Genomic DNA, 24,235 nt, shown 5'->3' with positions numbered 1-24,235 from the left:
TGCGTGATCACGATCACTGAGCCTTAGGCGCCGCTCAAGCCCTTGAGCAGCACATCCACATTGCCTTCCAGCTCCGCCACCGGATCCGCCGCATCGGTGCTCAGCACCAGCAGATGACTGCCCGATTCGGCAATCGCCGCTTTCACCGCATCCGACGGCTGCCGATGGTGCAGCACCACCGCTACGTCATTGTCTTTCAGCGTGGCGGTCAGTTTTTTCAGATCCTCCGGCGTCCACTCGGCATCCGGTCGCGTGTCCTGTCCGATCAATTCCAGATTGAGACTGCCGATCAGATAACCGAAGTGATCGCTCAGGCTCATTACGCTCAGGTTGTCGGCACTGGCCAGACGCGCCTCGCTGTCGGCACTGAGTTTCAGCAGGCGCTGTTTCAGCGCCGCCAGATTGGCCTCGATCTTCGGCTTGTCCTTCGGTGCCAGGCGCACCAGATCCGCCGCCATCACATCGGCCATGCGCCCCATGTTGTTGCTAGCCAGCCAAGGTTGGCTGTTCAAGCCATCGACCTTGATACCCGGTTGCACGGCAATGCCGGGCAGGGCGCCGTCCACCGGGCGTGCGGCATCGACTTCGACGATGCGGATGTTGCTGCGGCGGGCGATCGGGTACAGCGGATCATCGGTCCACAGCGAGCGCACGCCGATTACCGCATCGGCGTCGCTGGCCAGTTTGCTCAGCGCCGGGGCGCCGCGCCCGGTGAAGTAAGCGGTCTGACGGCTACCCGGCAGATTCGCCGGCGCAGCGCGTTCGAGGCTGATGTCGGTGCCCTTGAGCAGGACTTCGCCCAGACCATAAGTGATGGGCAACGAGGCCAGCACCCGCAACGGTTTCTCGGCAGCCAGCAGAGGGCTCGAAACCGCGCCGCTGAGGGCGATGGCCAGGGTCAGTTGTCGTAATGAAAAAGCCATTTATCCAAGGTTCCCTTTCAGACTGGGGACGACGCCCCGGGCAATCGCGGCGAGGGCGAAGGCGATACCGGCGACCAGGATGATCGCGGCGCCGGACGGAATCGGCAGGTCGAACACGATCGGCGCGAGAATCCCGCACAGCGTACTGACCGTGGCCATCAACACCGAACACCAGAAGAAACCCTTGAGCGACTGGCTGAGCAAGCGGGCGGCTGCTGCCGGAATCACCAGCAGCGCACCGACCAGAATCGCGCCGATGACTTTTACTGCGGCGACGGTGATCAGCGTCACCAGAATCACGAACAGGTAATCCAGGGTCTTAACCGCGACGCCGCGCACCGCCGCCAGTTGCGGATTGAAGCTGGCCAGCATGATGCGGTTGTACAGCGGCAGGGCCAATGCCATGACCAGCGAGCCGACAATCGCCAGCACCAGCAGGTCGTTACCGTTGACCGTCAGCACCGAGCCGAACAGCACGTTTTCCAGAATGTGCACGTTGATCTTGCCCGCCAGAATCAGCAGCAGGCTGGCACCCAAAGCGAGGGACACTGACAGGAACACGCCAATCAAAGTGTCGGGCGCCAGGCCGGTGCGGTTGCGCAGGTAGTTGAGCAGAATGCCGAACAGCAGGCAGTAGCCGAACAAACTGCCGTACGGCCCGGTGTAGGGTTCGCCGAGCAGAATGCCGATGGCCACGCCGGTCAGCGCTGCGTGGCCCACCGCTTCAGAGAAAAACGCGAAGCGCTTGACCACCACCAGCGTGCCGAGGCCACCGAGCACCGGGCCGATCAGCAGACCGGCAAGCAGCGCATTGACCACAAACCCGTAGGCCAGGGCTTCCGGCAGGTAACCGGAGGAAGCCCAGCCCTGCACCATCAAACGAAAGGCTTCGTAACTCATCAGGTAGCGCTCCGTGGATGGGTCGAGAACAGGGTCAGCAGACGTTCCGGGGTCAGGGCCTGTTGCGGCGAGGCGTCGAACAGCACGCGGCGGTTGAGGCCGGTGACGCGATTGGCCAGACGCCCGACCGCTTCCAGATCGTGCTCGATCCACAGCACGGTGATGCCCGCCGCACGCCAGTCGCCCAGCAAGCGCTCGAACACCTGGATTCCGGCTTCGTCGAGGGCCGACATCGGTTCATCCAGCACCAGCAATTGTGGCGCCGGAATCAGGCCCTGAGCGAGCAGCACTCGCTGGCGTTCACCGCCGGACAGTGCGCCCATCCGGCGCTTGCGCTTTTCCTGCATGCCGACCCGCTCCAGTGCATCACCGATGGCGCCGGCGTAGCGTTTGCTCAGACCGAGAAACGCCGGGCGCCGCTGGCACATGGCAGCCATGAAATCATCGACGGTCATCGGCAGGCCGCGATCGAATTCCAGCGCCTGCGGCACGTAGCCGATGGTGCCGGGCTCGCCGGGCCATTGCAGGCTGAGCCGGCCCTGATGGGGCATCTGCCCGAGCAGGGTCTTGATCAGCGAACTCTTGCCGCCGCCGTTGGGGCCGACCAGCGCATGCACGCTGCCGGGCTGCACCTGGAAGGTGACCTTGTCCAGAATCGTCGTGCGGCCGAGGGTCAGGCTGACGTCGGCGAAATCCAGGGTCGGGCCTTTGCTGGCAATCGACAGGTTTTCCTGAGCGGTCATGCGCCAGACTCCTGAATCGCCCGAACCACGGTGTTGAGGTTGCCGGTCATTTCCTTTTCATATTTGTCGGCGGTGTATTCGCCGTAGGAAATGTGCGACAGCGGGTACAGCTTCACCCCGGATTCGCGCTGGATGGTCTCGACGTAGGTGGACGGGAAGTCCATCTCGGAGAAGATCACTTTCACGTCCAGCTCGCGCAGTTGGTCGATGGTTTTCTTCAACTGGCTCGGGCTCGGCTCGATGCCGTGTGCCGGCTCGACCACGGCGGTGACTTCCAGACCGAACTCGCGCAGCAGGTAGTCATAAGCGGCGTGCACCGTGGCCACCCGCAGTTCGGCGTTCGGCGCCTGGGTCAGTTTGGCCAGAGCGTCGGCGCGCATCTGCCGCAGGCGTTTGCCATAGGCGCGGGCGTTCTGGGTGTAGGTCCTGGCGTTGTCCGGGTCGAGCTTGCCCAGTTCCCGGGCGATGTTGTTGACCTGGGCAATCGAGGCGCTGATTGACAGGAACGTGTGCGGGTTGACCACTTTGCCGGCACCGCGCGCGGCAACCCCGGTGGCGGCCAGCAACGGCACGTTTTCGTTGGCTTCGATGGTCTTGATGTTCGGCGTTTCGCTGGCGGCGATCATGCGGTCGGCGAAGTCGTCATGACCGACCCCGTTGAGCACGATCACATCCAGTCCGCTGATGCGCTTGATATCTTCGGCGCGCGGCTCGTAGGCGTGAGGGTTGAAACCGGCGGGAATCAGCGGCACGACCTCGGCCTTGTCGCCGACGATGTTCGCCACATAGCTGTAATACGGGTGCAGGGTGATGCCGATGCGCAGGCGCTTGGCCTGATCGGCGCTGGCCAGCGGGCTCAGCAGGCAGGCGCACAGGCCGATCAGCAGCAGGCGCAGGAAAGGTCGGCGTTGAAATGAACTAGGCATGGGCAAGCGGTCTTCTCTCGAATGAAGGCGAGGGTTCAATGACGATGTTCGCGGGTCACCCCGGCATCGAATTGCGCGACGATCTGTTTCCATCCGGCAGCGGTCAGTGCTGCGTCGGACAGGTCTGTCGGCGTTTGCAGGTCGGCGGCGCGGTTGAGCCAGATGTCCGGCGCTGCATCGCTCAGGCGCATCAGAAACGAACCGGCCACAGCCGGTGCCTGGCTGTGGCCGAAGTAGGCGCGGTCGGACAGCAACTGCCAGACGTGACCGCCACGACTGACCGAGCTGGCGTCCTGGGCAAACGGGGCGAAACCTTCATCGGCCAGATTCTGCGGGGTCGGCAGTGCCTGTTGTTCTTCGCGCAGCAGGCGGATCTCGTCGAGGGTCACCCGCAAGTCGGCATAGATGCCTTGCTCGCTGGCGCCGAGTTCGCGGCGGGCGTCCAGCTGATGGCTGGAGACCGGCTCGGGTTCGTGGGACACACCGCGCCACGCCACTACGGAGCCTGCGACCGCGAGGATCAACAGGCACATCAGCAACACATTGAGGGTTTCATGCCCGGCACCGGCCGGGCGTACAACCTGGGTGGTCGGTGTGGTCATGGGGCTTCGATATCCGCTTGGTCGATTTCGACCACATGGCCGGGGCCGGCGTCGAACAGCACGTAAAACTCGGCGCCGGGTTTCTTGAAGGTCAGGGTCGAATCGGCGCCGAGCTTGCCCGGCACCAGAATGGTTTCGTCGTAGCCGATCACATCGAGGGTCACCCCCGGTGCGCCGCTGCCGTCGGAGAAGCCACCGGTGCATTTGATCTGCTCGGCGTCGATGGCCTTGCACTCGCACATCGGGTTGTGGGCCAGGGCGCTGGTGCTGAAACCGGCACACAGCACCAGCATCAGGCTGATCGGGCGCAGGCGGGAAAAACGTCGGGCGAGCGTCATGGTTTGGCTCCTTGTTTGTTCAGCCAGGCAATGGTGGCGGGAGAGGCCTGGCTCAGGGGAATCGAGGCCTGATGCATGCTGCCGTCCCAGCCTTCCATGGTGATCCACAGTTCGGCGTCGGCAGCGGTCTTTTCCGGGACTGGCAACTGCGTGCCCATGCGGTACGGCGTGCCGAAGAAAATCACCCCGGCCGCACGCAGGCTGCGCGGTTTGCCGATGCGCAGGTAGGTGGCCTTGACCGGTTCGACACAGGCATTGCACAGCGCAGCGCTGAAGGCTTTCAGATAGCCGCCGGGGCCATCTGAGCGCGGTGCTTCGTTGCGAAACTCGGCCAGGCGCAGGCTCCACGGGCCGACCTGGATCTCGCCGATCTCCCGCTCGCCCAACCCGGTGTCACCGCGAAACAGTGCAGCGTCGGAAAAATACTTGGGCATGAACCCCAGCGGGATCACCAGCAACAGCACGTTGATGTGAAAGCGCCATTTGTGCCAGAACAGGCTCAGTCGTGAAGGTTGTGGGGCAGTGGTGGATTTGCTCACAGGCTGGCCTCCGACGGTTCACGGTTGACGATGGGCTGCGCCTTGACGCGGTTCTTCTTGCTCTCGCGCTTGAGCGCATTGGCGGTGGCCAGTGCCGTGCGTTTGGTCCAGATCAGCAGTCCGCTGAGCACCATCATGCTCAGCAAGAGACCGAAGAAGAACCAGATCAGCTTGATCCACAAGCCGCCAAAGTCCCCGGTGTGCAGCGGTCGCATGGATTCGGTGACGAACTCCAGGGACGTGCGGTCGGACAGCACCCGTGAAGAGGCCAGGTCACCGCTGTACGGATTGAGCGTGGCGCTCTGGAACATCAACGGATACCAGCCGCGCCCCCGGATATCCAGGTGGCTGTACGCATTGCCCGGAAGGTTGATCACGCTGGCTTCCAGCCCCGGAATCTTCTGCTGCGCCAGCTCGATGGCGCGTTCGAGGCTCACGCGCGGCGGCGGAGTGCCATCTGGTGACAATGGCACGCTCTCGCGGGCCATGGCCGGGATGATCGTCTCGCTGGAAATGGAAATATGGTTGTCGGATAGCGCGGCTTCGATCAGGAACCAGCAGCCGGTGATGGAGATCACCGCAATGAACCAGATCGACCAGATGCCGCTGAGGCGGTGGAAATCGCCCCAGAAGATCCGCGCACCGTGGCGAAAGCGCAGGGTCGGGCGCAGAAAGCCTTTCCAGAACCGCTTGTAGACCACCAGTCCGGTGATCAACGAGGCCAGCAGTGGCAAGCCGAGTGCCGAGACCAGGTACCAGCCCCAGCTGTAGCCATTGGTGAACGGCACCAGCCACCAGCCATGCAGGGCACGGGTGAAGGCTTCGAAGTTGAATTGCGGCGCGGTGCCCTGGATGACCCCGGTGTACGGGTTGACGTAGCTCACCAGCGAGCGGCCATCGGGATAGCTGAGGGTGACATCCAGGGCGAAGTGCGATTCGTCGGGACGACTGATGCGGGAAACGAGGGCTTGCGGTTCGGCTTTCTTGATGGCGGCGAGAATATCGTCGTAGTTGAGCCGCTGCGCGTCGTCCGAAGGTGCGCTGGCGCGCATCTGCGGGTTGGCAAGCCAGACGATTTCCTGGCTGACCACCGCCAGGGTGCCGGTGACGCAGACGATCAGAACGAAAAACCAGATCGGCAACGCCAGCCAGCTGTGTACCAGGAACCACAGTTTCGAGCGGGATTTCTTCGACATGATGACAAGTCTTGATTCGGTGGAAGGGAGCGCTACTACGGGCTTCGCAGCACGGGAGTCCCTGGGAAGGCCGGTCGTGGCTTTTGCCTACGCGACTGGCCCGCATCTCTATAAGACGGATGACCGAAGCAAATCCCGATAAACGATATGAAAGTAAATGTTTCGCGATTGCAGGTGGCTGCCGCGCGGGCGGATTTATGTGGGGAGGGCAAAGCAGTCCGACGGCACATGCCGCCGGATTGAAGGAGGGAAATCAGCGGAGAAAGGCGAGCGCTTCGGCCAGCAACAGCTCAGGGACTTCTTCGGCAAGGTAATGCCCGGCAGGCAGGGCCTTGCCTCGTACATCGATGGCAACCTGTTGCCATTCCTTGAGCGGATCGAAGCACCGACCGACCGTACCCTCAGCGCCCCACAGCACCAGCAGCGGCAGGTTCAGGTGACGACCGGCCGCGAGGTCGGCGCGATCATGTTCCAGGTCGATGCCGGCACTGGCCCGATAATCTTCACAAATTCCGCGAGCGCTGCCGGGACGTTCCAGGCAACGCCGATATTCGCTGAATGCTTCGTCGGTGAAGGGGGCCAGTCCTGCACTGCGGCTGCCCATGACACTGCGCAGGTAACCTTCAGGATTGGCTTCGATCAGGGTTTCCGGCAATGGCGCCGGGCGGATCAGGAAGAACCAGTGCCAATAGGCCCGGGCAAAGGCTTCGTTGGTCTGGCTGTACATCGCCAGCGTCGGCGCGATGTCCAGCAGGACCATGCGCTGCACGACGTCGGGATGATCGAGCGCCAGGCGATGGGCAACCCGCGCGCCACGGTCGTGGGCAAGGATCGAGAACTGCTCGAAACCCAGCGCTTTCATCAATTGCACGCCGTCGCGGGCCATCTCGCGCTTGGAGTAATTGAGGTGAGCCTCATCCGCCGGCGGGCGACTGCTGTCGCCATAACCGCGCAGGTCGGCGGCGACCACGGTGAAATGTTCGGCCAGTTGCTCGGCAATCTTGTGCCAGATGACGTGGGTTTGCGGGTGCCCGTGCAACAGCAGCAGGCCGGGGCCGCTACCTTTGATGCGGTAGCTGATGTCCACGCCGTTGACGTGGCGCTGGTCTTTGACGAATCCGGCAAACATCGGGTGATCCTTTATTCAGGCGAGTGGCCTGCATCCTGAAATCGCCGGGCGTTCATGACAAGGCGTGAAGCGTGGTTCGACGGTTCATGAATCGTGTTCGCCCATCCCCGCGCGCTGCACGGGAATGGACACTCGGCGTTGCTAACCCTGCTGGAACATCTCCTTCGCCCGCTGCTCGATCTGCGCCTGGGTCAGGTCTTCCTTGCGCGTGGCCAGGAACCACAGATGCCCGTACGGATCTTTCAATGTCCCGCTGCGGTCGCCGTAGAACTGATCCTTGACCTCGGACACCGAGGTCGCGCCGGCCTCCAGTGCGCGCTGGAAGGATTTGTCGACATCGGTCACGTACAGATGCAGACCGACGGACACGGCTTTGTCCGGATTGCTCAACGGCCCTTGATCGCATGGCGAGCCGAGCATGATCGCGCTGTCACCGATGCGCAGTTCGGCGTGGCCGATGCCGCCGTCGGGCATGCTCAGGCGCATGACTTCGGTGGCACCGAACGCCTTTTTATAGAAGTCGATGGCTTCGGCAGCTTTGTGAATGCCGAGGTACGGGGTAATGCTGTGATACCCCTCGGGAATGGGTTTGACGCTCATGGCGGTACTCCCTGTTATTTGTTGCCTGGTTTTTATTAGAAGTTGAAGGTGTGCCTTCGCCGGGGTTGCCGGTCGCTCAACTATAGATCCGTGCCGCCGCCGTGACCGAGTAGCCGACGAGCAGCCCGCGCACTGTTCAGCCATCGACAGTGAAGCAACAGAATGCGCGGGTTTTCATCGCCTCAAGCCCTGAATATCCGCTGCAACCCGCGTAAAACAAGGCCTGTCGGTCAGGCACAGAAGCTGCAATGACCCGGTACAACACCGATACCGAGAGTCATCCATGTCTGAATCTGCCGTTTATCCGATCAACCCGCCCTCCGCCCACCGGGTCGCCGACGACGCCGAAGCCTTGCGCGTGGCCGCACAGGTCGCCGCCGTCTTGCAGGAGCACGCCGCCGAGCGTGACCGCAGCCGTGAAGTACCGGCCGAGATCGTCGACCTGTATTCCAACAGTGGCCTGTGGGGCATCACAGTGCCGAAGGAATACGGCGGCGCGCAGGTGTCTTACGCGGTGCTGGCGCAGGTGATCGCGATCATTTCCGCTGCCGATCCGTCCCTCGGGCAGATCCCGCAAAACCACTACTGCCTGCTCGAAGACATCCGCCTGCAAGGCACGCCGGCGCAGCAGGCACACTTCTTTGAACTGGCGCTGCAAGGTCATCGCTTCGCCAATGCGCTGTCGGAAACCGGCGGCAAGAACGTGCAGGACATTCAGGCGACCATCCGTCGTTATGGCGACGGTTATGTGATCAACGGCCGCAAGGGTTACTGCACCGGCTCGCTCTATGCCCACTGGCTGGCGGTGCTGGCGCTGGATGAAGAGCAGAAGGGCCAGTTGGCCTTCGTCGAACGCGGCACAAAAGGGCTGGTGATCGTCGATGACTGGGACAGCATCGGCCAGCGCACCACCTCCAGCGGCACGGTGCTGGCGCAGGATTTACAGGTGCCACCGTTCAATCTGTTTCCGACGTACCGTTCCTACGAGAGCCCGACCCTGGCCGGGCCGTTCGCCCAATTGACCACCGCTGCCATCGACGCCGGCATTGCCCGGGCTGCGTTGCGTGACACCGTGGAATTTGTCCGTCAGTTCGCCCGGCCATGGATCGATGCAGGCGTGGAAAGAGCCAGCGAAGATCCGTTGACGATCATTCAGATCGGCGCGCTGGAAATCCGCCTGGAAGCCGCCGAAGCCTTGCTCGAACGCGCCGGTTGGGCGCTCGACGCTGCACGTCCTGCACCCGATGAAGGCAACGTCGCGCTGGCGTCCCTGGCGGTAGCCAAGGCCAAGGTGCTGACCACCGAAATCGCCATCGAGGCCAGCAACAAACTATTCGAACTCGGTGGCACCCGCTCGACCCTGAAGAAGCACAACTTCGACCGTCACTGGCGCAATGCCCGGGTGCACACCCTGCATGACCCGGTGCGCTGGAAATACCACGTGGTCGGCAACTGGCTACTCAACGGCGTCAAACCGCCGCGCCACGACTGGTCCTGATCATGGCCGAGTGGTTCAAACACATTTACTGGACCGACATCGCCCAGGCCTGTCTCGACACCCTGAGCATGCTCGGCGCGGCGCTGCTGTTCACGGTGTTGCTGGGCCTGCCGCTGGGGCTGCTGCTGTTTCTCATCGGCAAGCGCCAGTTGCATGAAACGGTCGGCGTGTATCGAGTGCTGTCGGTGATCGTGAACATGCTGCGATCGCTGCCGTTCATCATTTTGCTGATCGTGCTGATTCCACTGACCACGTTGCTGGTGGGCACCTCGCTGGGCGTGCCCGGAACCATTCCGCCGCTGGTGGTCGGCTGCACACCGTTCTTTGCGCGACTGGTGGAAACCGCGTTGCGCGAAGTCGATCGCGGCGTGGTCGAGGCGACCCAGGCCATGGGCGCCAACACCTGGCAGATCATTCGCCACACGCTGTTGCCGGAAGCCCGCGGCGGGTTGCTGGCGGCGGTGACGGTGACCGCCATCGTGCTGGTGGATTACACGGCGATGGCCGGCGTGATCGGTGGCGGCGGGCTCGGCGATCTGGCGATCCGCTACGGCTATCAGCGTTTTCAGACCGACGTGATGGTGGTCACCGTGGTGTTGCTGCTGATTCTGGTGCAGGCCCTGCAAATGACCGGCGACCGTCTGGTGGCGCACTACAGCCGACGCTGAAAAAACAAGTTCAACCCATAAAGGCCCCACGTTCACCCCACGACGGCCACTCAAATCTGCCTTGGAGCACAGCATGAAAAAGACCCTGGCCGTACTGGCTGCCGTTCTGTCGTTCGGCGCCCATGCCAACGAAAAACTGATCGTCGGTGCCACCCCGGTGCCGCACGCGGAAATCCTCGAGTTCGTCAAACCGACTCTGGCCAAGGAAGGCGTGGATCTGGACATCAAGGTCTTCACCGACTTCATCCAGCCCAACCAGCAACTGGCGCTGAAAAACCTCGACGCCAACTACTACCAGTACCGGCCGTTTCTCGATGATTTCAACAAGACCCGCCACACCGATCTGGTGCCGGTGGTTGGCGTGCACATCGAACCGTTCGGCGCTTACTCGACCAAGATCAAGAACATTTCGGAGCTGAAGGACGGCGCCAGCGTGTCGATCCCCAACGACCCGGTAAACACCGGTCGCGCCCTGGTACTGCTGCACGAGGCGGGACTGATCAAACTCAAGGATCCGAGCAACACCCTGGCCACCCAGCGCGACATCGTTGAAAACCCCAAGCACCTGAAAATCCGTGAACTGGAAGGCGCATTACTGGCCCGTTCCGTCAGCCAGGTGGACCTGGCATTCGTGTTCGCCAACTACGCGCTGGAAGCCGGGATCGACACCAACAGCGCGCTGATCGTCGAGAAGGGCAAAAGCCTGTACATCGAGTTTCTGGTCGCGCGTCCCGACAACATCAACGACCCAGGCTTGCAGAAACTGGCCAAGGCGTTGAATTCCGATGAAGTGCGTCAGTTCATTCTGACCCGTTACAAAGGGCAGATTGCGCCGGGTTTCTGATCGATAGATCCGAGGGTTCCCATGGCATGGGAGCCTTCACTTGGGAACGTCGAGAAAGTGCGCCCCCGGCCCTTGCTCGCCCAGCACATCGCCCTGGTTGCGCAGCGGGCAGGCCTCCATCGACAGACATCCGCAACCGATGCAACCGGTCAATCGATCACGCAGCAGCATCAACTGATTGATCCGCTCGTCCAGTTCCCGCCGCCACTGCTCCGACAACACTTTCCAGTCCGCCGCTGTTGGCGCGCGGTTGTCCGGCAACTGTTTAAGTGCCTCGCCGATCTCCGCCAGCGGAATCCCCAGCCGTTGCGCCACCTTGATCAGCGCCACCCGGCGCAGCACTTCCCGTGGATAACGGCGCTGGTTGCCGGCATTGCGCTGGCTCTTGATCAATCCCTTGGATTCATAAAAGTGCAGGGCGGTGACCGCTACACCGCTGCGGGCCGCGACTTCGCCGACGGTCAGTTGCTTGTGCAGATTTTCCGCAGTGATCATTTGCAAATTGCCCCTTGACCTCTAGTTAACTCGAGGTTTTACCCTGCAGGCCTTCGAATCGCAAGATTCGTCTGACAGAGTGGGGATTTCATGCAAGCACCAGCGAAAAACCGCAGCTTTACCCAATTGATCGAATTTGAAATCGAACCCGGCCAGCAACCGGCGCTGGTCTCGGCGCTGGCGGTGCAGACCGAACGTCTGGCCCAGCGTTACGCCGGCTTCGTCAGCGCCAGCGTCCAGGCCAGCGACGACGGTCGGCGAGTGTTGAGCTTTCTGCAATGGCAGTCCCGCGAGGCGGGGGAGGCGGCGTTCCAGAGTTTCGAGACTGGCGAGCAGGATTTCTGGCAACTGATCCGCACCCATCAGGCGCGCACCGTGACCTTCGGTTCATTCCAGGTGCTGAGCAGTATCGCCCGCAGTCACGACGACGGTTTGCACTGCCAACTGGTCGGCTAGATCGACAGCTGGATCAAGCGCTCGCCCTGCAGGTTTTCCGTGGGTCGCCGTTTGTTCACCGCCAGTTCGCCGATCTTGATCAGCCGCGTGCGGGTCACATTGCGGCTCAGGCCGAGCAGCGCGGCGGTGTGCACCTGGTTGTAGTGGCAGAAGCGATAGGCCGAACGCAGCAACGCGTCCTCGACCTTTTCATGCAGCGCGCCGGCCTGTTGCTCGAAGAGTTTCTGGAAGGCGCGTTCGAGCAGCGCTTCCGGTGAGTCGTCGACGCTGCCGTGCTGATCGTCCGGACGGTCGATGCGCAGGTTCGACAGGCGCAGGTCGTCGCGCTCGATCACGCCATTGCGGCAGATCAGCAGCGTGTGATGGATGACGTTTTCCAGTTCGCGGATGTTGCCCGGCCAGCTGTAGCCGCGCAGTTTGTGCTCAGCGCCGGGGCTGATGGTGATGCGTCCGTAACCCAGACGCTGACTGTAGGCCTCGATGAAATGCCGGGTCAGCGGCAGGATATCGCCGGGCCGTTCGCGCAAAGGGCTCAGTTCCAGATTGACCACGTTCAGCCGGTAATACAGATCCTCGCGAAAATGCCCGGCGTTGATGGCTTTCTCCAGTTGCACGTTGGTCGCCGCCAGCACCCGCACATCGATGGGAATGCTCTTGCGCGAACCCAGGCGCACCACTTCGCGCTCCTGTAACACCCGCAGCAATTTGACCTGGATCGCCATCGGCAGATCGCCAATCTCATCAAGGAACAAGGTGCCGCCATCCGCCTCTTCGAACCACCCGGCCTTGGCGCTGAGGGCGCCGGTGAAGGCGCCTTTTTCATGGCCGAACAGTTCGGCTTCCACCAGCGACTCGGAAAATGCCCCGCAGTTGACTGCAATGAACGGTCGGTTACGCCGGTTGCTCAGGTTGTGGATGTGCCGCGCCACCAACTCTTTGCCGGTGCCGGTTTCGCCGATGATCAGCACGCTGGCTTCACTCGGCGCGACTTGTTGCAGATGCGCGAGCAGGGCCTGGGATTTCGGGTCTTCGAACACCTGGGCAGTGGCGCGAATCGAAGTGGCCAGAGCGGGTGAGGGCGGCAGGGTCAGCAGTTGCATGGGTCTCGCTCCACGAAAGGAAATCAGGAATAGAACGTCGGCACTGGCAGGGACTGGTTCAGCGCCCAGTCGCCCAGCTCGTGGAGTTTGTAATCCAGCGGGTCGTGCAGGGTTTGCGTGCGCAGGTTGCGCCAGTGTCGGTCCAGACGCAGCGACGCATGGGTTGATCGGGCACCGGTGACTTCGAACAGTCGGCTACAAATCTCCAGGCCCTGGCGGCTGGCGGCGACCTTGGCCGTGGCGATCGCCGTGGCCAGGTGACCGCGCTCTTCGGCGCTGAGGTTCGGGCCTTTGGCCCAGGCTTCGTCGAGCAGCGCGGCGGCGCGTTCCACCAGCAGACGAATGCCTTCGAGGGCAACCCAGAACTCACCGTAATGGGCCAGCACATAAGGATCTTCACGCACCTCGCGCACCGAGGATTTGTGCCAGACACGGGTTTCACTCAGGGTGTATTGCCGCGCCTCTTCAAAGGCCCCTTCGGCGATGCCGAGAAACATGTGGGTGAACGTCAGTTGTGCGATCAACGGGCGCAAGCAGGCGAACGGTGTGCTCAGCGGCCCCGGATCCAGCAGCAATTCCGCTTCCTCAACCCGCACCCGTTCGAACGTTGCGCTGCCGCTGTCGGTCTGGCGCTGGCCGATGTTGTTCCAGTCGTTGTGCAAAGTGATGCCACTGCGGCCGCTGGGGATTGCCGCGATCAGCAGTTTGCCACCGTTGCTTTCGTCCACCGCCGAGGCGATCAGCATCTGCGAATCGCTGGCGCCGGAGCAGAAGCTTTTCTTGCCGGAAAACTCGCGCCAGCCGCCGAGGTCCTTGACCACGGTGCGAGTGTCCAGCGGATTGAGCGCGTTGCCCCAGAACCAGTTCTGCCGTGCGGTCTGTTCGAACCACGGTTGCCATTGTTCCGGGCGGGAAAAAAGGCGCACGGTGGCCAGCATCAAATGATGAAAGCCGAAGACGTGGGCGATCGAACTGTCGACCTTGGCGAATTCACGCACGACTTCCAGGGTTTCGCTCCAGCGCGCGCCGAGGCCGCCGTAACGGGTGGGAATGCTCAGGGCCAGCAGACCGCTGTCGCGCAGGGCGTCGCGTTCGGCTTTCGGTGTGCCACCGCGTTCGTCGCGCTCGACGGCGGTCAGGGCAAATTCGGCGGCCAGTTGGCGGGCGGTCTGCAGCGGGGAGAGCAGGGTGCTTTGCGGTTTGGCAGTCACTCGGTCTTCCTCAGGCGTTGGCTTTGGCGGGCAGTACATCGTTGGCGATCATTTCGCCAAACGGCCCGGTGAGGTTGGTGACACCGCGCCCAGCCAGGCTCGCGTACGGCTCGGGCAGCAGCGGGAAGACCAGCTCGGCAAAGCGGTAGGCCTCTTCGAGATGCGGGTACCCGGAGAAGATGAAGCTCTCGATGCCAAGGTCCGCGTATTCCTTGATTCGCGCTGCCACTTGCTGTGGATCGCCGACCAGTGCGGTGCCGGCACCGCCGCGCACCAGGCCGACGCCGGCCCACAGGTTGGGGGCGATTTCCAGGTTGTCGCGACGTCCGTCGTGCAGAGCGGCCATGCGTCGCTGGCCTTCGGAGTCGAAACGCGAGAAGGATTTCTGCGCGGCCTCTATGGTTTCGTCGCTGATGTGCTCAATCAGTTTGTCGGCGGCTTTCCAGGCCTCTTCGGCGGTCTCGCGCACGATCACGTGCAGGCGAATGCCGAACTTCACCTTGCGCCCGTGACGGGCTGCGCGTTCGCGCACGTCGGCGAGTTTTTCGGCGACGGCGGCCAGTGGTTCGCCCCAGGTCAGGTACACGTCGACCTGTTCGGCAGCCAGATCGTGGGCCGCGTCGGAGGACCCGCCGAAATACAGCGGGGGATAGGGTTTCTGCACCGGTGGATAGAGGGCTTTGGCGTTCTGTACCTTCAGGTGTTTGCCTTCGAAATCCACCGCGTCGCCTTGCAACACACGGCGCCAGATCTTGAGGAATTCGTCGGTGACTTCGTAGCGTTCGCTGTGGCTGAGGAAACTGCCGTCGCCACGGTTTTCGTCCGGGTCACCGCCGGTCACGACGTTGATCAGCAAGCGGCCGTTGGACAGTCGATCAAGGGTCGCAGCCATGCGCGCCGAGACGGTCGGCGAAATGATCCCCGGACGGATCGCCACCAGATAACGCAGGCGTTCGGTCAGCGGCACCAGGGCCGAGGCGATCACCCACGAATCCTCGCAGGAACGTCCGGTGGGAATCAGCACACCGTGGTAGCCGAGGCTGTCGGCGGCTTGCGCCACCTGTTTCAGGTAATTGAGGGTGACCGGGCGCGCGCCTTGGGTGGTGCCCAGATAGTGACCGTCGCCGTGGGTCGGCAGGAACCAGAAAACATCCATGAACAGCTCCTTAAGCGATTTTCAGCAACGGTTTGATGTGAGTGCCGAACAGCGGCGCGGCGCGCTCAGCAGCCAAACGGATGCGCGCCTTGAGCGGTTCGCTGGTGATCTGGTAGTCAGCGAAATCGGCTTCGGTGGCGTACACGCCGATCGGCAGGGTCACGGCCTGGAAGAAGCTGAACAGCGGGCGCAACTGATGATCGAGGACCAGCGCGTGGCGTTCGCTGCCACCGGTGGCGGCGAGCAACACAGGGGTGTCGATCAGCGCATTCAGGTCGATCAGGTCGAACAAATGCTTGAGCAGCCCCGGATAGGAACCGCGATACACCGGCGCGGCGACGATCAACAGATCAGCCTGTTCGATGGCTTGCAGCTCGGCTTCGATCTCGGCCGGCAGTTCCTGACGGGACAGTGCGGCGCCGAGCGGGCGGGCGATGTCACCGAGTTCGATCAGATGACTCTCGACCGGCAGGTGCCCGGACAATTCGGTCAGCAGGGCCTGGGTCAGCACCAGAGTGCGGGACGGACGCCAGGTTCCGCCGGACAGGGCGACGACTTTCAGTGGACGCGACATGGTCAGTTCCTTTTTCAACAGTTGCTCGGCGAGCAGTGAGTAGTCACCGGAGCAGAGCAAGCGCTGTACCAATTCCTGTAAGGCCCGTATTCCGGGGCTTTGAGCGTTTTCGGTGGCTGTGCTCGTGTGACTTTCAGGCCGGTTTGTTGAACCGCTGTTGCCTGGGAAACAGTTGCTGGAGCAACAGTGCCGAACGCGATGAAGGATTTATAAAGGCTGACTGTTATTCCGTAAAAGACTGTTAATTGATATTGATAGGTCTTTTGAGAATATAAAGGACGAACCCTGCCCGAATTCTGATAGCCACTATTGAGAGCGTTGATTTCTGCCGAAGCGTGCCCGGGCGTAGCCTTTCTCCATCGACCCACACTGCTCGCCAGGACGCTCCCATGAATCGTTTACTGACTGTTTCGCTGATGCTCGCTGTCTCCGTTCTCGCCGGTTGCGCGAGCCATGTTTCCCCGGAACTTCGCCCATACACAGCGGAAGAAACCCGCGAACTGGCGCTGGAAACCTTGAACCGTAGCGGCTTGTCGTTCGAGGAATACCACGCGAAGAAAGCCCAACTGCTTGGCCAGCCACAGAAGACTTTCGGGTTCGACAACAAGGGTGAAATGAGCGCCGAGCGGGCCGTACAGCTGCACGGTCGTCCAAGCTGATCCGTAACTGTACTGCTTGAAGTTTTACCCAACTGTCCGTGGGTTTGCGCGGCGCCGTGGGATAGGGTCAACACCTGAATGACCCTGACGGACTGCCTGCCATGACCCTCTCGCTCGACCTGCTGCTGGGCTTCGCCCTGTTTGCCCTTGTCACCTCGATCACACCGGGGCCGAACAACACCATGCTGCTGGCATCGGGCGTGAATTTCGGCTTTAACCGCACCATCCCCCATATGCTCGGCATTACCTGCGGTTTCTTCGTGCTGGTGGTGGCGGTGGGTTTTGGCCTGGGGGCGGTGTTCCAGACCTATCCGCTTCTTTATACGGTCCTGCGTTACGTCGGCGCGGCGTACTTGCTGTACCTGGCGTGGAAAATCGCCCATTCCGGCCCGGTCGGCGACAGCGAGCAGGGCGAGGCAAAACCGATCAGTTATCTCGGCGCGGCCGCTTTCCAGTGGGTCAATCCCAAGGCGTGGATCATGGCCATCGGTGCCATCAGCACGTACACACCGATGCAGGGTTATTTCACCAACGTGATCGTGATTGCGGCGGTGTTCGCCATCATCAACCTGCCGAGCGTCGGCGTCTGGGCGGCGTGCGGGACCTTGCTGCGCAACGTGCTCAAGGATCGCCGCTGGTTGCGGGTGTTCAACTGGGGCATGGCGGCGCTGCTGGTGATTTCGCTGTATCCGTTACTCCTTGAAAGCTTTAGCTGACGCAGTGCTACAACCGCCAGCCCGATGCCTGTTAAAGTCGCGTTCAGGAGCGTTCCTACGCACTTTTAAATGAAGTTGTTCTTCTTTAACGGCATCCGATCAGGTATTGATGACGCTCTCGAACCCGGACGCAGCTCACAAGGCTGCGTCGTGCCGTTTGTAGACACGAGCTTCCTGATCCCGGAACACGCTCTGCGAGTCTTTTTATGAACACACGTCCGCTGTATTTCGATTACGCCGCCACCACCCCGGTGGACGAGCGGGTCATCCAGGTGATGATCGAGTGTCTGGGTTTCAACGGTAACTTCGGCAACCCGGCCTCCAGTTCTCACGCCTTCGGCCAGCAAGCCCGGCAAACGGTCGAGAACGCTCGCCGGCAAGTCGCCGAACTGGTCGGCGCCCAGGCGCAACAGATCGTCTGGACCTCCGGCGCCACCGAATCCAACAACCTCGCCCTCAAAGGCGTGGCCCAGGCCCGTGGTGTGTCCGGCGGGCACATCATCACCAGTCAGATCGAACACAAGGCCATCCTCGACACCGCCCGGCAATTGCAGGACGCCGGTGTCGCCGTCACTTATCTGGTGCCGGATGCCGAAGGCCTGATTACCCCGCAAGCGGTCAGCGAAGCGATGCGCGATGACACCTTTCTGGTGTCGCTGATGCTGGTCAATAACGAACTCGGCACCGTCAACGACATCCCGGCCATCGGCGAAGTGGTGCGTGGGCGCGGAGCGCTGTTCCACGTCGATGCGGCGCAAGGCGCCGGCAAGGTCGCGATCGATCTGGCGCAATGGCCGGTGGATCTCATGTCTTTCTCGGCGCACAAGCTCTACGGCCCTAAAGGCATCGGCGCGCTGTACGTCGGCCCGCATGCGCAGCAGCGTTTGCAGGCGCAGATTCACGGTGGTGGCCACGAGGGCGGCTTGCGTTCCGGTACGCTGGCGACTCACCAGATTGCTGCCATGGGCTCGGCGTTTGCCCTGGCTGCCGAAGCGTTTGATGACGAGAAGAAAACCATCGTCGCGTTGCGCGAGCGTCTGCTCGAACAACTGTTGAGCCTGCCCGGCGTGCGCCTCAATGGCAGCAGCACTCAACGGATCCCGCACACCTTGAGCCTGACCTTCAGCGAAGGCGAGTTCAACCCGGCTGCGCTGAGCCATTCAATTGCGTTTTCCGCGACTTCGGCCTGCAATTCCGCGAGCAACGCGCCGTCCCACGTCTTGCTTGCACTGGGGCACGACGCCCACTTGGCGGGCCGCACGATTCGCCTGAGCCTCGGCCGTTTCACCACTGCCGAAGACATCGACAAGGCTGTAGAACTGATCAAGACCGCCTGCGCCAGTGCTCCGGCATTCTGGGCGACAGGGCTTTAACGAGCCGGCTTCGAACGGCACCGAACAATAACGATGAAGTGATTGGCAGGAGACATGATGAGTACCCAGACTTTGACCGAAGGAACGGTTCCCCAGCGCCTCGCGCACACCCGTGAACTGATGCGTCGCGAAGGTATCCACGCGTTGCTGGTGCCGTCCGCCGACCCGCACCTGTCGGAATACCTGCCGGGTTACTGGCAGGGCCGGCAATGGCTGTCGGGTTTCCATGGCTCGGTGGGCACCTTGATTGTCACCACCGATTTCGCCGGGGTCTGGGCTGACAGTCGCTACTGGGAACAGGCGACCAAGGAACTCAAGGGCAGCGGCATCGAACTGGTGAAACTGCAACCGGGTCAGCCGAGCCCGCTGGACTGGCTGGCCGAGCAGACGCCGGAAGGTGGCGTGGTCGCGGTTGACGGTGCGGTGATGGCCGTTGCATCGGCGCGTACGCTGGGCAGCAAGCTCGAAGCGCGGGGCGCCAGTCTGCGTACCGACATCGATTTGTTGAAAGAAGTCTGGAGCGATCGCCCGGCGCTGCCGAACGCGCCGATCTACCAGCACCTGCCACCGCAGGCGACCGTCAGCCGTGGCGAAAAACTCGCCAAACTGCGCGAAACCCTGCAGGAACGCGGTGCCGACTGGCACTTCATCGCCACCCTCGACGACATCGCCTGGCTGTTCAACCTGCGCGGCGGCGATGTGTCGTTCAACCCGGTATTCGTTTCCTTCGCCCTGATCAGCCAGGAACAAGCCACGCTTTTTGTCGCACTGAGCAAGGTCGATGCTGAGCTGCGTGCCGTGCTGGAAAAAGACGGTGTGACTCTGCGTGACTACAGCGAAGTCGCGGATGCCTTGCGTGCGATCCCGAGTGGCGCGAGCCTGCTGGTGGATCCGGCGCGGGTCACCAGCGGTCTGCTGGATAACCTCGACACTGGCGTGAATCTGGTCGAAGGCCTGAACCCGACCACACTGGCTAAGTCGCAGAAGAGTCTGGCGGATGCCGGGCACATTCGTCAGGCGATGGAGCAGGATGGCGCGGCGCTGTGCGAGTTTTTCACCTGGCTGGAATCGGCCTGGGGTCGTGAGCGCATTACCGAACTGACCATCGATGAAAAACTCACGGCGGCCCGTGAGCGTCGTCCGGATTATGTGTCGCTGAGTTTCAACACCATTGCTGCGTTCAACGCCAACGGCGCGATGCCGCATTACCACGCCACCCCGGAAGAACACGCGGTGATCGAGGGTGATGGCCTGCTGCTGATTGACTCCGGCGGTCAATACCTGGGCGGCACTACCGACATCACGCGGATGGTGGCGGTCGGCACGCCAACCGAAGAGCAGAAGCGCGACTGCACTCGTGTCCTGAAAGGCGTGATTGCGTTGTCCCGCGCACATTTCCCGAAAGGCATTCTGTCGCCGCTGCTGGATGCGATTGCCCGTGCGCCGATTTGGGCCGAAAACGTGGATTACGGCCATGGCACCGGCCACGGCGTGGGTTATTTCCTCAACGTTCACGAAGGTCCGCAGGTGATCGCCTATCAGGCTGCGCCAGCCCCGCAAACCGCCATGCAACCGGGCATGATCACTTCCATCGAACCGGGTACTTATCGTCCGGGCCGCTGGGGTGTGCGGATCGAGAACCTGGCGATGAACGTTGCAGCAGGAAGCAGCGAGTTCGGCGAGTTCCTCAAGTTCGAAACCCTGACCCTGTGCCCGATCGACACCCGTTGCCTGGAACCGTCCTTGCTGACGCAGGAAGAGAAGCAGTGGTTCAACGCCTATCACGCTGAAGTGCGCGAGCGTCTGAGCCCGCTGCTTGAAGGTGCGGCACTGGAATGGTTGAACACGCGTACTGCCGCTATCTGATCGGTTGAAGCTCGGGCGCTGTAGCCAGCGCCTGGGTCATGAAGTCGACAAAAGCGTTGACCCTGGCGGACTGGCGACGGTTTGCCGGGGACACGGCGTGTATCGGCAATGATCGGGTCTGGTAGTCCTGCAACAGGGCGATCACTCGACCCATCTTCAAATCCTCGCTGAACAACCAGACCGGTGACAGCGAAATCCCCAGTCCTCCCAAGACCATTTCGCGGATCGCTTCGGAGTTGTTGCTCTGGGCGTTGCCCTGAATGCGTACGTCGTGATGTTGGCCATCCTTCTCGTAGGTCCACAGGTTCTGAGTGCTGAGCAGGTTGAATTGCAGGCAGTTGTGCTGCGCAAGATCCTGAGGTGATTGTGGGTGACCGTGGCGTTGCAGGTAATCGGGCGTCGCCACCGTGAGCCGGTGGGTGGTGCCGATGCGTCGGGCGATCATGCCGCTGTCGTCCAACTCGCCGATGCGCAGGCTGACGTCCAGGCCTTCGCTGACCAGATCCAGATTCTGATCGCTCAGTTGCAGGTCGATCTGCACCTGAGGATAACGCAGCAGAAATTCCGCCAGCCGCGAGGCGATCTGCAAACGGCCGAAACTGACGGAGGAGCCGATCCGCAAAGTTCCGGCCACGGTTTCCTTACCGGACTGGAAACTGTGCTCGGCGGCATCTACTGCGGCGAGGATATTTCGACACTCATTGTAGTACCGCTGTCCTTCATCGGTCAGAGATAGCTTGCGTGTACTGCGGGCAATCAGCTTGCCGCCCAATTGATTTTCAAGGGCGCGCAGAACTTTGCTGATAGTCGGCTGGGTGGTGTGCAGTTCCCGGGCAACGGCGGAGAAACTGCCGCGTTCGACCACCCGGACGAAGATGGCCATTGCGTTGAGCTTGTCCATGAAGACGCCTCATTCATGCCGATTTGGCATGCTAACTATAGTCATTTGACGTCTTATCGGCATGGCTCTGCTGCGGGAATATGGCTTCACTTTCTCCCACAGGAATGACCGAAATGACTGACTCACTGAACATGAAAGCCCTGATGGTGGACCAAGCCAATGGGCCGCTACGCTTTGTTTCCCTCGAACGGCCTGTGGCTGGGGCGGGACAGGTGTTGGTGCGGATCAAGGCCAGCGGTGTGAATCCGCTGGATCTGAAAATCCGTGCAGGGCAGGCCGCCCATGCCCGGCAACCGCTGCCGGCGGTGTTGGGACTGGATCTGGCAGGTGTGGTCGAAGCGGTGGGTGAGGGTGTGCAGGATTGGGCGCCGGGCGATGAGGTGTATGCGTTGGCCACGGGGATTGGCGGCGCGCAAGGTTCGTTGGCCGAGTTTGCAGTGGTGGACGCACGACTGCTGGCGCGCAAGCCTTTGAACCTGAGCTCGCGTGAGGCCGCAAGCCTGCCATTGATACTGATCACGGCGTGGGAAGGTCTGGTGGATCGGGCTCACGTGAGTGCGGGACACAAGGTGTTGATTCATGGTGGTGCGGGTGGCGTCGGGCATGTGGCCGTTCAACTGGCTCGTGCATTCGGTGCTGAAGTCTATGCAACGGGTTCTGCGGGACAACGCGCGATCATTGAAGGTTACGGTGCGGCGTTCGTTGATTATCGAGAGAGCTTGGTGGAGGACTATGTCGCCGAGTTCACGGCGGGGGAGGGGTTCGATATTGTTTATGACACGGTCGGCGGCGAGACGCTGGACGCCTCCTTCAAAGCAGTACGGATCTATAGCGGGCATGTGCTGAGCTGCCTCGGTTGGGGACAGCACAGTCTGGCGCCGTTGTCGTTTCGTGGGGCGACGTATTCGGGAGTGTTCACCTTGCTGCCGTTACTGACCGGCCGAGGCTGTGAGCATCATGGCGAGATCTTGCGACAGGCTGCTGCCTTGATTGAGTCCGGCCAATTGCGACCGTTGCTCGATCCGCGTCGGTTTACGCTGGAAACTGCCGGGGAGGCCCATGAGCTGCTGGCAACGAAGGCAGCTCAGGGCCGTCTGGTCGTGGAGATTTAACGAAGGGCTTCCACCACGAAGTCGAGCCGGTCCTGACCGAAGAACAACTGGTCGCCGATGAACATGCTCGGCGCACCGAAGACGCCACGCTTTACGGCGGTTTCGGTGTTGTCCTTGAGCGCAGCCTTGACTGCTTCATCGTTGGTCAATGCCAGTACTTCTTCAGGATTGAAGCCATGTTCGGTCAGCACGGCGGCGACCGTTGCCGTTTCATCTAGGGGGCGACCTTCAACCCAAAGCGCTTTGAACAGGCAATCGATTAACGCCTGGAAACGATCCGGATGATGCAGTTGAATCCCGGTGACCGCCCGCATCAACATCAGGGTATTGATCGGGAAATGCGGGTTGAATTTCAGGGGGACGCCGTAGCGTTTGGCGTAGCGGTCCAGGTCCTGAAACATGTAACGACCCTTGGCCGGGATCATGGCCGGCGAAGCGTTGCCGGTGGCTTTGAAGACGCCACCCAGCAACATCGGAATGTAGATCAACTGGCTGTCGGTTTCGGCGCAGATCCTTGGCAGCTGGGTATATGCCAGGTAGGTGGCGGGGCTGCCGAGATCGAAATAGAACTCCACGGTTTTGCTCATGTTCGCTGCACTCTGTTGTTGTTATTGGGGGGATTACCAGCGTTCGCTCCATGGACGCAGATCCAGTTCGAACGTCCAGGCGTCCCGTGGCTGGCTATGCAGATACCAATAGTTTTCGGCTATGTGGTCGGGATTGAGAATACCGTCCTGATCCTTGGTGGCGTATTTGTCAGGGAAGTTGTCGCGGATGAAGCCGGTATCGATGGCGCCGTCGACCACGACGTGTGCGACGTGGATGTTCATCGGGCCAAGCTCTCTGGCCATGCTCTGTGCCAGAGCCCGGATACCGTGCTTGGCCCCGGCGAATGCGGCAAAGCCGGAGGCACCGCGCAATCCGGCAGTCGCTCCGGTGAACAGGATCGTGCCGCGGCTGCGGGTCACCATCCGTTTGGCGACTTCGCGGGCATTGAGGAATCCGGAGAAACAGGCCATTTCCCAGATCTTGAAATACTTGCGGGCAGTTTCTTCGAGGATGCTGCACGGCACGTTGGCGCCGATGTTGAAAACGAATGCTTCAATCGGCCCTAAGCGGGTCTCGATATCTTCGATCAGCGCAATTACGTCTTCTTCCTTGCGTGCATCGCAGGCAAACCCGTGGGCTTCACCGCCGTCCGCCTGAATGGCTTCCACCAGCGGCTGCAATTTATCGGCGCTGCGGCGCGTGACGCAAGCGATGAAACCTTCCTTGGCGAACCGCTTTGCAATGGCGCCGCCCGTGGCATCACCTGCACCGACAACCAATACGACCTTCTTGTTATTCATGGGTGGATCCCTTTAGTAAACGATCGTTAAGTGAACGAACGTTATGCTAGGATTTCCTCAGCGTCAAGGCACTCAATTGTGGGGACAAATACATGCGCTACTCCGCCGGTCACAAGCTGGAAACCAAAGAAAAGCTTCTGCAAAGCAGCTCGCTGTCTGCGAAAAAGACCGGATTTTCATCAATGGGCGTCGATGGCCTGATGAAGGCGATCGGTCTGAGTGGGGCGGCGTTTTACAGCCATTTTTCGTCCAAGGACGCCTTGTTCGCGGCTATCGTCGAGCGCGAGTTGTGCCAGAGTCTGGAGCGCTTGGGCGGGCAGGGTACGCAGGATCGCGTACGGCTGGAGCGGTGTCTGAAACT

28 protein-coding genes (1 of these 28 running past the window's edge) are annotated in these 24,235 nt (G+C 61.5%); 10 read left to right on the top strand and 18 right to left on the bottom strand.

Going from position 1 to position 24,235, the window contains the following annotated elements; genetic code table 11:
- Window positions 1-23: 23 nt before the first annotated feature.
- The 10 genes from QR290_RS20630 to QR290_RS20585 all read right to left on the bottom strand — a co-directional run bounded on the left by QR290_RS20630 (window position 24) and on the right by QR290_RS20585 (window position 7,896).
- Window positions 24-923: a metal ABC transporter substrate-binding protein gene (locus tag QR290_RS20630; protein ID WP_289203495.1), complete on the bottom strand. Its 900-nt coding sequence runs from the start codon at window positions 921-923 to the stop codon at window positions 24-26.
- Window positions 924-1,823, bottom strand: a complete 900-nt coding sequence (locus tag QR290_RS20625; RefSeq protein WP_289203494.1) for a metal ABC transporter permease — start codon at window positions 1,821-1,823, stop codon at window positions 924-926.
- Window positions 1,823-2,566 (bottom strand): metal ABC transporter ATP-binding protein, encoded by a 744-nt coding sequence (locus tag QR290_RS20620; protein ID WP_289203493.1) that lies wholly within the window; start codon window positions 2,564-2,566, stop codon window positions 1,823-1,825. Before QR290_RS20620 ends, QR290_RS20625 begins: the two co-directional genes overlap by 1 nt.
- A complete protein-coding gene (locus QR290_RS20615) occupies window positions 2,563-3,492 on the bottom strand; it encodes a metal ABC transporter substrate-binding protein (RefSeq protein WP_289203492.1) in 930 nt (309 codons plus the stop codon). The genes QR290_RS20620 and QR290_RS20615 overlap by 4 nt, the downstream gene beginning before the upstream one ends.
- 35 nt (window positions 3,493-3,527) lie before the next feature.
- The gene (locus QR290_RS20610) at window positions 3,528-4,094 is read right to left on the bottom strand and encodes a DUF6162 family protein (protein WP_115078700.1); all 567 of its coding nucleotides are present in this window, start codon (window positions 4,092-4,094) and stop codon (window positions 3,528-3,530) included.
- A complete protein-coding gene (locus tag QR290_RS20605) occupies window positions 4,091-4,432 on the bottom strand; it encodes a hypothetical protein (protein ID WP_115078699.1) in 342 nt (113 codons plus the stop codon). Before QR290_RS20605 ends, QR290_RS20610 begins: the two co-directional genes overlap by 4 nt.
- Window positions 4,429-4,971, bottom strand: a complete 543-nt coding sequence (locus tag QR290_RS20600) for a thiamine pyrophosphate-binding protein (RefSeq protein WP_115078698.1) — start codon at window positions 4,969-4,971, stop codon at window positions 4,429-4,431. The genes QR290_RS20605 and QR290_RS20600 overlap by 4 nt, the downstream gene beginning before the upstream one ends.
- Window positions 4,968-6,167 carry a PepSY-associated TM helix domain-containing protein gene (locus tag QR290_RS20595; RefSeq protein ID WP_289203491.1) on the bottom strand — a complete coding sequence of 400 codons (1,200 nt, stop codon included), beginning with the start codon at window positions 6,165-6,167 and terminating at the stop codon, window positions 4,968-4,970. Before QR290_RS20595 ends, QR290_RS20600 begins: the two co-directional genes overlap by 4 nt.
- Window positions 6,168-6,420: 253 nt before the next feature.
- On the bottom strand, window positions 6,421-7,296 hold the full coding sequence (locus QR290_RS20590) for an alpha/beta fold hydrolase (protein ID WP_115078696.1): 876 nt from the start codon (window positions 7,294-7,296) through the stop codon (window positions 6,421-6,423).
- Window positions 7,297-7,437: 141 nt separating this feature from the next.
- Entirely contained in the window at window positions 7,438-7,896 is a 459-nt protein-coding gene (locus QR290_RS20585; protein ID WP_074687912.1) for a VOC family protein, read from the bottom strand.
- A 283-nt stretch (window positions 7,897-8,179) separates the two neighbouring features.
- Between QR290_RS20585 and QR290_RS20580 the strand changes: the two genes are divergently transcribed.
- The 3 genes from QR290_RS20580 to QR290_RS20570 all read left to right on the top strand — a co-directional run bounded on the left by QR290_RS20580 (window position 8,180) and on the right by QR290_RS20570 (window position 10,906).
- Window positions 8,180-9,394 carry an SfnB family sulfur acquisition oxidoreductase gene (locus QR290_RS20580; RefSeq protein ID WP_115078695.1) on the top strand — a complete coding sequence of 405 codons (1,215 nt, stop codon included), beginning with the start codon at window positions 8,180-8,182 and terminating at the stop codon, window positions 9,392-9,394.
- A gap of 2 nt (window positions 9,395-9,396) precedes the next feature.
- Window positions 9,397-10,062, top strand: a complete 666-nt coding sequence (locus tag QR290_RS20575; protein ID WP_289203490.1) for a methionine ABC transporter permease — start codon at window positions 9,397-9,399, stop codon at window positions 10,060-10,062.
- Between the two features lie 73 nt (window positions 10,063-10,135).
- Window positions 10,136-10,906: a MetQ/NlpA family ABC transporter substrate-binding protein gene (locus tag QR290_RS20570; RefSeq protein WP_039770347.1), complete on the top strand. Its 771-nt coding sequence runs from the start codon at window positions 10,136-10,138 to the stop codon at window positions 10,904-10,906.
- A 36-nt stretch (window positions 10,907-10,942) separates the two neighbouring features.
- Here QR290_RS20570 and soxR read toward each other — a convergent pair whose 3' ends face one another.
- Window positions 10,943-11,401 carry a redox-sensitive transcriptional activator SoxR gene (soxR, locus tag QR290_RS20565; RefSeq protein WP_236191421.1) on the bottom strand — a complete coding sequence of 153 codons (459 nt, stop codon included), beginning with the start codon at window positions 11,399-11,401 and terminating at the stop codon, window positions 10,943-10,945.
- A gap of 90 nt (window positions 11,402-11,491) precedes the next feature.
- On the opposite strand from soxR, the gene QR290_RS20560 reads away from it, so the two are divergent.
- On the top strand, window positions 11,492-11,857 hold the full coding sequence (locus QR290_RS20560) for an antibiotic biosynthesis monooxygenase (protein WP_007955823.1): 366 nt from the start codon (window positions 11,492-11,494) through the stop codon (window positions 11,855-11,857).
- On the opposite strand, the gene QR290_RS20555 is transcribed toward QR290_RS20560, so the two are convergent.
- From QR290_RS20555 to msuE, 4 genes are read right to left on the bottom strand one after another with little or no spacing between them, the layout of a single operon-like run.
- Window positions 11,854-12,957, bottom strand: a complete 1,104-nt coding sequence (locus tag QR290_RS20555; protein ID WP_085710689.1) for a sigma-54 interaction domain-containing protein — start codon at window positions 12,955-12,957, stop codon at window positions 11,854-11,856. The genes QR290_RS20560 and QR290_RS20555 overlap by 4 nt on opposite strands.
- Before the next feature lie 23 nt (window positions 12,958-12,980).
- A complete protein-coding gene (locus QR290_RS20550) occupies window positions 12,981-14,168 on the bottom strand; it encodes an acyl-CoA dehydrogenase family protein (RefSeq protein WP_289203489.1) in 1,188 nt (395 codons plus the stop codon).
- Between the two features lie 10 nt (window positions 14,169-14,178).
- On the bottom strand, window positions 14,179-15,324 hold the full coding sequence (gene ssuD, locus QR290_RS20545; protein WP_115078692.1) for an FMNH2-dependent alkanesulfonate monooxygenase: 1,146 nt from the start codon (window positions 15,322-15,324) through the stop codon (window positions 14,179-14,181).
- Between the two features lie 10 nt (window positions 15,325-15,334).
- The gene (gene msuE, locus QR290_RS20540) at window positions 15,335-15,898 is read right to left on the bottom strand and encodes an FMN reductase (RefSeq protein WP_119429794.1); all 564 of its coding nucleotides are present in this window, start codon (window positions 15,896-15,898) and stop codon (window positions 15,335-15,337) included.
- 389 nt (window positions 15,899-16,287) lie between these two features.
- On the opposite strand from msuE, the gene QR290_RS20535 reads away from it, so the two are divergent.
- The 4 genes from QR290_RS20535 (at window position 16,288) to QR290_RS20520 (ending at window position 20,512) form a co-directional block, all read left to right on the top strand.
- Window positions 16,288-16,557, top strand: a complete 270-nt coding sequence (locus tag QR290_RS20535) for a hypothetical protein (protein ID WP_007955832.1) — start codon at window positions 16,288-16,290, stop codon at window positions 16,555-16,557.
- A gap of 101 nt (window positions 16,558-16,658) precedes the next feature.
- Window positions 16,659-17,273, top strand: a complete 615-nt coding sequence (locus tag QR290_RS20530) for a LysE family translocator (protein ID WP_007955835.1) — start codon at window positions 16,659-16,661, stop codon at window positions 17,271-17,273.
- A 206-nt stretch (window positions 17,274-17,479) separates the two neighbouring features.
- Entirely contained in the window at window positions 17,480-18,646 is a 1,167-nt protein-coding gene (locus tag QR290_RS20525; RefSeq protein ID WP_221535636.1) for an aminotransferase class V-fold PLP-dependent enzyme, read from the top strand.
- A gap of 57 nt (window positions 18,647-18,703) precedes the next feature.
- Window positions 18,704-20,512: an aminopeptidase P family protein gene (locus tag QR290_RS20520; RefSeq protein ID WP_289203488.1), complete on the top strand. Its 1,809-nt coding sequence runs from the start codon at window positions 18,704-18,706 to the stop codon at window positions 20,510-20,512.
- Here QR290_RS20520 and QR290_RS20515 read toward each other — a convergent pair.
- Window positions 20,505-21,413, bottom strand: a complete 909-nt coding sequence (locus QR290_RS20515; RefSeq protein WP_289203487.1) for a LysR family transcriptional regulator — start codon at window positions 21,411-21,413, stop codon at window positions 20,505-20,507. The two genes, QR290_RS20520 and QR290_RS20515, sit on opposite strands and share 8 nt — an antisense overlap.
- Before the next feature lie 113 nt (window positions 21,414-21,526).
- Here QR290_RS20515 and QR290_RS20510 point away from each other — a divergent pair, with 113 nt between their 5' ends.
- Window positions 21,527-22,525 carry a zinc-dependent alcohol dehydrogenase family protein gene (locus QR290_RS20510; RefSeq protein WP_289203486.1) on the top strand — a complete coding sequence of 333 codons (999 nt, stop codon included), beginning with the start codon at window positions 21,527-21,529 and terminating at the stop codon, window positions 22,523-22,525.
- Here the strand turns inward: QR290_RS20510 and QR290_RS20505 are convergent.
- On the bottom strand, window positions 22,522-23,112 hold the full coding sequence (locus tag QR290_RS20505; RefSeq protein WP_115078687.1) for a 2-hydroxychromene-2-carboxylate isomerase: 591 nt from the start codon (window positions 23,110-23,112) through the stop codon (window positions 22,522-22,524). The genes QR290_RS20510 and QR290_RS20505 overlap by 4 nt on opposite strands.
- Window positions 23,113-23,145: 33 nt before the next feature.
- Window positions 23,146-23,874: an SDR family oxidoreductase gene (locus QR290_RS20500; protein WP_115078686.1), complete on the bottom strand. Its 729-nt coding sequence runs from the start codon at window positions 23,872-23,874 to the stop codon at window positions 23,146-23,148.
- A 92-nt stretch (window positions 23,875-23,966) separates the two neighbouring features.
- Here QR290_RS20500 and QR290_RS20495 point away from each other — a divergent pair, with 92 nt between their 5' ends.
- A protein-coding gene (locus QR290_RS20495) for a TetR/AcrR family transcriptional regulator (RefSeq protein ID WP_115078685.1) crosses the window boundary here: on the top strand, window positions 23,967-24,235 show its 5' end (the start). It continues 301 nt past the right edge of the window; 269 of the gene's 570 nt are visible here — the first part of the coding sequence; it begins with the start codon at window positions 23,967-23,969; the stop codon falls past the right edge of the window.

It is taken from the genome of Pseudomonas fluorescens (assembly GCF_030344995.1).
GTDB lineage: Bacteria > Pseudomonadota > Gammaproteobacteria > Pseudomonadales > Pseudomonadaceae > Aquipseudomonas > Aquipseudomonas fluorescens_BF.
Note: the sequence above shows the minus strand (reverse complement) of the source record. Positions and strands in the feature narration are given on the sequence as shown.

What these genes read in the sequence shown, in the direction of transcription:
- QR290_RS20620 (WP_289203493.1), bottom strand. Translation starts at nt 2,566, where the DNA reads ATGACCGCTCAGGAAAACCTGTCGATTGCCAGCAAAGGCCCGACCCTG.
- QR290_RS20590 (WP_115078696.1), bottom strand. Translation starts at nt 7,296, where the DNA reads ATGTTTGCCGGATTCGTCAAAGACCAGCGCCACGTCAACGGCGTGGAC.
- QR290_RS20610 (WP_115078700.1), bottom strand. Translation starts at nt 4,094, where the DNA reads ATGACCACACCGACCACCCAGGTTGTACGCCCGGCCGGTGCCGGGCAT.
- QR290_RS20515 (WP_289203487.1), bottom strand. Translation starts at nt 21,413, where the DNA reads ATGGACAAGCTCAACGCAATGGCCATCTTCGTCCGGGTGGTCGAACGC.
- QR290_RS20520 (WP_289203488.1), top strand. Translation starts at nt 18,704, where the DNA reads ATGAGTACCCAGACTTTGACCGAAGGAACGGTTCCCCAGCGCCTCGCG.
- QR290_RS20535 (WP_007955832.1), top strand. Translation starts at nt 16,288, where the DNA reads ATGAATCGTTTACTGACTGTTTCGCTGATGCTCGCTGTCTCCGTTCTC.
- soxR (WP_236191421.1), bottom strand. Translation starts at nt 11,401, where the DNA reads ATGATCACTGCGGAAAATCTGCACAAGCAACTGACCGTCGGCGAAGTC.
- QR290_RS20530 (WP_007955835.1), top strand. Translation starts at nt 16,659, where the DNA reads ATGACCCTCTCGCTCGACCTGCTGCTGGGCTTCGCCCTGTTTGCCCTT.
- QR290_RS20580 (WP_115078695.1), top strand. Translation starts at nt 8,180, where the DNA reads ATGTCTGAATCTGCCGTTTATCCGATCAACCCGCCCTCCGCCCACCGG.
- QR290_RS20560 (WP_007955823.1), top strand. Translation starts at nt 11,492, where the DNA reads ATGCAAGCACCAGCGAAAAACCGCAGCTTTACCCAATTGATCGAATTT.
- QR290_RS20615 (WP_289203492.1), bottom strand. Translation starts at nt 3,492, where the DNA reads ATGCCTAGTTCATTTCAACGCCGACCTTTCCTGCGCCTGCTGCTGATC.
- QR290_RS20605 (WP_115078699.1), bottom strand. Translation starts at nt 4,432, where the DNA reads ATGACGCTCGCCCGACGTTTTTCCCGCCTGCGCCCGATCAGCCTGATG.
- ssuD (WP_115078692.1), bottom strand. Translation starts at nt 15,324, where the DNA reads ATGGATGTTTTCTGGTTCCTGCCGACCCACGGCGACGGTCACTATCTG.
- QR290_RS20500 (WP_115078686.1), bottom strand. Translation starts at nt 23,874, where the DNA reads ATGAATAACAAGAAGGTCGTATTGGTTGTCGGTGCAGGTGATGCCACG.
- QR290_RS20595 (WP_289203491.1), bottom strand. Translation starts at nt 6,167, where the DNA reads ATGTCGAAGAAATCCCGCTCGAAACTGTGGTTCCTGGTACACAGCTGG.
- QR290_RS20570 (WP_039770347.1), top strand. Translation starts at nt 10,136, where the DNA reads ATGAAAAAGACCCTGGCCGTACTGGCTGCCGTTCTGTCGTTCGGCGCC.
- QR290_RS20625 (WP_289203494.1), bottom strand. Translation starts at nt 1,823, where the DNA reads ATGAGTTACGAAGCCTTTCGTTTGATGGTGCAGGGCTGGGCTTCCTCC.
- QR290_RS20510 (WP_289203486.1), top strand. Translation starts at nt 21,527, where the DNA reads ATGACTGACTCACTGAACATGAAAGCCCTGATGGTGGACCAAGCCAAT.
- QR290_RS20505 (WP_115078687.1), bottom strand. Translation starts at nt 23,112, where the DNA reads ATGAGCAAAACCGTGGAGTTCTATTTCGATCTCGGCAGCCCCGCCACC.
- msuE (WP_119429794.1), bottom strand. Translation starts at nt 15,898, where the DNA reads ATGTCGCGTCCACTGAAAGTCGTCGCCCTGTCCGGCGGAACCTGGCGT.
- QR290_RS20585 (WP_074687912.1), bottom strand. Translation starts at nt 7,896, where the DNA reads ATGAGCGTCAAACCCATTCCCGAGGGGTATCACAGCATTACCCCGTAC.
- QR290_RS20630 (WP_289203495.1), bottom strand. Translation starts at nt 923, where the DNA reads ATGGCTTTTTCATTACGACAACTGACCCTGGCCATCGCCCTCAGCGGC.
- QR290_RS20525 (WP_221535636.1), top strand. Translation starts at nt 17,480, where the DNA reads ATGAACACACGTCCGCTGTATTTCGATTACGCCGCCACCACCCCGGTG.
- QR290_RS20575 (WP_289203490.1), top strand. Translation starts at nt 9,397, where the DNA reads ATGGCCGAGTGGTTCAAACACATTTACTGGACCGACATCGCCCAGGCC.
- QR290_RS20555 (WP_085710689.1), bottom strand. Translation starts at nt 12,957, where the DNA reads ATGCAACTGCTGACCCTGCCGCCCTCACCCGCTCTGGCCACTTCGATT.